Source organism: Streptomyces sp. NPDC058157, from assembly GCF_042884105.1.
Classification (GTDB): domain Bacteria; phylum Actinomycetota; class Actinomycetes; order Streptomycetales; family Streptomycetaceae; genus Streptomyces.
The window spans coordinates 1-2758 of record NZ_JBHVUQ010000378.1; the positions used below are offsets into that span (position 1 = coordinate 1).

Consider the following 2758-nt stretch of genomic DNA (forward strand, 5'->3'; position numbering starts at 1 on the left):
GTTTCCGGCAGGGCCTGCCGGAGCCGGCCCCCGGCCCCGCCCCGCGGTCCGCCCCGGCCGGGGCGGGTGCCGCCGGCGCCGGGCCGCAGCGGCTCTCCGTGGTGCCGCTGGCCGACCCCCGGTCGAGCGCCGCGCAGCGGCTGGTGCGCGAGGTCCGAGCCACTCCGGCCCCGGCGGGGGCCACCGTCCTCGTCGGCGGGCCGAGCGCGGTCCTGGTCGACGCCAAGGCCACGGTGGGGGCGCGGCTCCCGCTGGCGCTGTACCTGATCGCCCTGACCACCTTCGCCCTGCTGCTCGGCTTCACCCGGAGCCTGCTGCTGCCGCTGAAGGCGATCGCCCTGAACGCCCTGAGCCTCGCGGCCGTCCTCGGCGCGATGGTCTGGGTGTTCCAGTCGGGCCATCTGCGCGACCTGCTGGGCTTCACGCCCGGGCCGCTCAGCACGACCATGCCGGTGCTGCTGTTCTGCATCGTCTTCGGGCTGTCGGTGGACTACGAGGTGTTCGTGCTCGCCCGCATCAAGGAGGCGCACGAGGCCGGCGAGGACAACGCCACGTCGATCGTCTCGGGCGTCTCCCGCACCGGCGGCATCGTGACGACCGCGGGCGCCCTGCTCGCGTTCACCCTGCTGAGCTTCGGCACCTCGCAGGTGTCCCTCCTGCAGTTCTTCGGCATCGGCGCCGGTCTCGGCGTCCTCCTCGACGCCACCTTGGTGCGGGGGGTCCTGGTACCGGCGCTGATGCGCCTGGCGGGCGCCTGGAACTGGTGGGCGCCCTGGCCGGTGACCGCCGCACGGCCGGCGCCCCGGCCCGCGCCGCCCCGGCCCGCGCCGCCCCCGCCCCCTGCGGCCGGCCGGTGCCCGACCCGGGCGGTCCTGGCGGCGCCCCCGCCCCCGGTCCCCGCGCCTCCCTGACCCGGCGCGCCCCGCCCCGTTCCCCCTCGTCCCCGTCACCACCACGCGCACCACACACCGAAGGAACACCGTCATGACCGACATCGCCATCACCGGACTCGGCTGCCGCTTCCCGGGCGCCCGGGACACCCGCGCCTACTGGGAGCTCCTGATGAGCGCGGAGCGCCAGTTCTCCTCCGTCCCGGCGGAGCGCTGGAACCACGGGACCTACCACGAGCCCGGAGACCGTTCGGCCACCCACGCCGCCTACACCGACCAGGTCGCCTTCCTGGACGGGGTGGACCGCTTCGACGCCCTCCACTACGGGGTGCCCCCCGCCCGCGCCCGGGCCATGGACCCGCAGCACCGGCTGATGCTCGACGTGACCCGCGAGGCCCTCGACGACGCGGGACTGGGGCGCGGCGACTTCGACCGGGAGAACACCGGCGTCTTCTTCGGCCTCTCCGTCTCGGACTACAAGGACCTGATGGCGGCCCCGCTGCGGGCGATCTCCCTGGCCGAGGAGGAGGGGGCCGCGGACGGCGCCTTCGACCGCGGAGCCGCCCGGGAGCAGGCCCGGCGGTTCGGCGCCGTGCAGTCCTTCACCCTGCCCGGGAGCCTGCTCAACATGGCCGCCGGAACGGTGAGCCGGCAGTTCGACCTCGGCGGCCCCAGCTTCGCCGTGGACGCCGCCTGCTCCGGCTCCCTCGTCGCCCTCGACCAGGCGATCGCCCAGCTGCACCGGGGCACCTGCCGGATCGCGGTCGTCGGCGGCGTGTACCTCAACCTCACGCCCGACAGCCTGATCGGCTTCTCCCGGCTGCGCGCGCTGTCCGCCGCCGGGGTGTGCCGCCCGTTCGACGCGGAGGCCGACGGCTTCGTCCTCGGCGAGGGCGCCGGCACGGTCGTCATCCGGCCGCTCGCCGACGCACTCGCCGCCGGGGACCGCGTCTACGCCGTGATCCGGGGCATCGGCTCCGCCAACGACGGCGCCTCCCCCGGCCCGCTGGTGCCCACGGCCGAGGGCCAGCTGCGCGCCATGCGCCGGGCCTACGAGGACGCCGGGGTGCCCCCGTCCTCCGTCGGCTTCCTGGAGGCCCACGGCACGGGCACCGCCGCGGGCGACCGCGCCGAGATCGAGGCGCTGCGGCGGCTGCGCACCGAGTGGCCGGACGACGACCCGAGCCTGTGCTGGCTCGGCTCGGGCAAGGCCCTCATCGGGCACGCCCTGTCGGCGGCGGGCATCGCGGGCCTGATCAAGACGGCCCTGGTGGTCCACCACCGCACGATCGTGCCGCAGCCGCGCACCGCCCCGCACCCGGACCTGGGCGTCGCCGCGGCCGGCCTGCGCTTCGCCGAGACCCCGCGACCGTGGAAGGACGGGGACACCCCGCTCCGGGCCGCCGTGAGCTCCTTCGGCTTCGGCGGCACCAACGTCCACGTGGTGCTGGAGGAACGGCCCTCGCCGTCCCCGGCCCGCCCGCCGCTGGAGGCCCCCTTTCCCGGCGCCGGCACGCCCCAGCTGGTCCTCCTGTCGGCCGGCAGCCCCCGGCTGCTGGACCGCCACATCGGCGACGTGCTCGACGCCCTCGAGGCACTCGACCCGGCGGACCGGCCCCCGCTGGGGGCGCTGGCCCACACGCTGGGCGGCCGCGAGCCGCTGAAGACCCGTCTGGCGATCGTGGCCGCCGACACGGAGGAGTTCACGGAGCGGCTGCGCCGGGCCCGCCGGCAGCTGGAGGACGGCGCCCGCGGCGACCTCGGCGACGACGCCTTCGCCGCCGGGGCCCCGCTGCCGCCCGCACAGCGCCGCGTCGCCCTGCTCTACCCCGGCCAGGGCAGCCAGCGGCCGGGCATGATGCGGGACC

2 protein-coding genes are annotated in these 2758 nt (G+C 76.8%); both read left to right on the forward strand.

Annotated elements, in window-relative coordinates; translation table 11 throughout:
* A partial coding sequence (locus tag ACFVXK_RS37995) for an MMPL family transporter (RefSeq protein WP_389621784.1) occupies nt 1-911 on the forward strand: 911 nt, incomplete at its 5' end.
* Nucleotides 912-984: 73 nt separating this feature from the next.
* Nucleotides 985-2758: beta-ketoacyl synthase N-terminal-like domain-containing protein (locus ACFVXK_RS38000; protein ID WP_389621787.1), on the forward strand; the 1774-nt coding region annotated here is incomplete at its 3' end.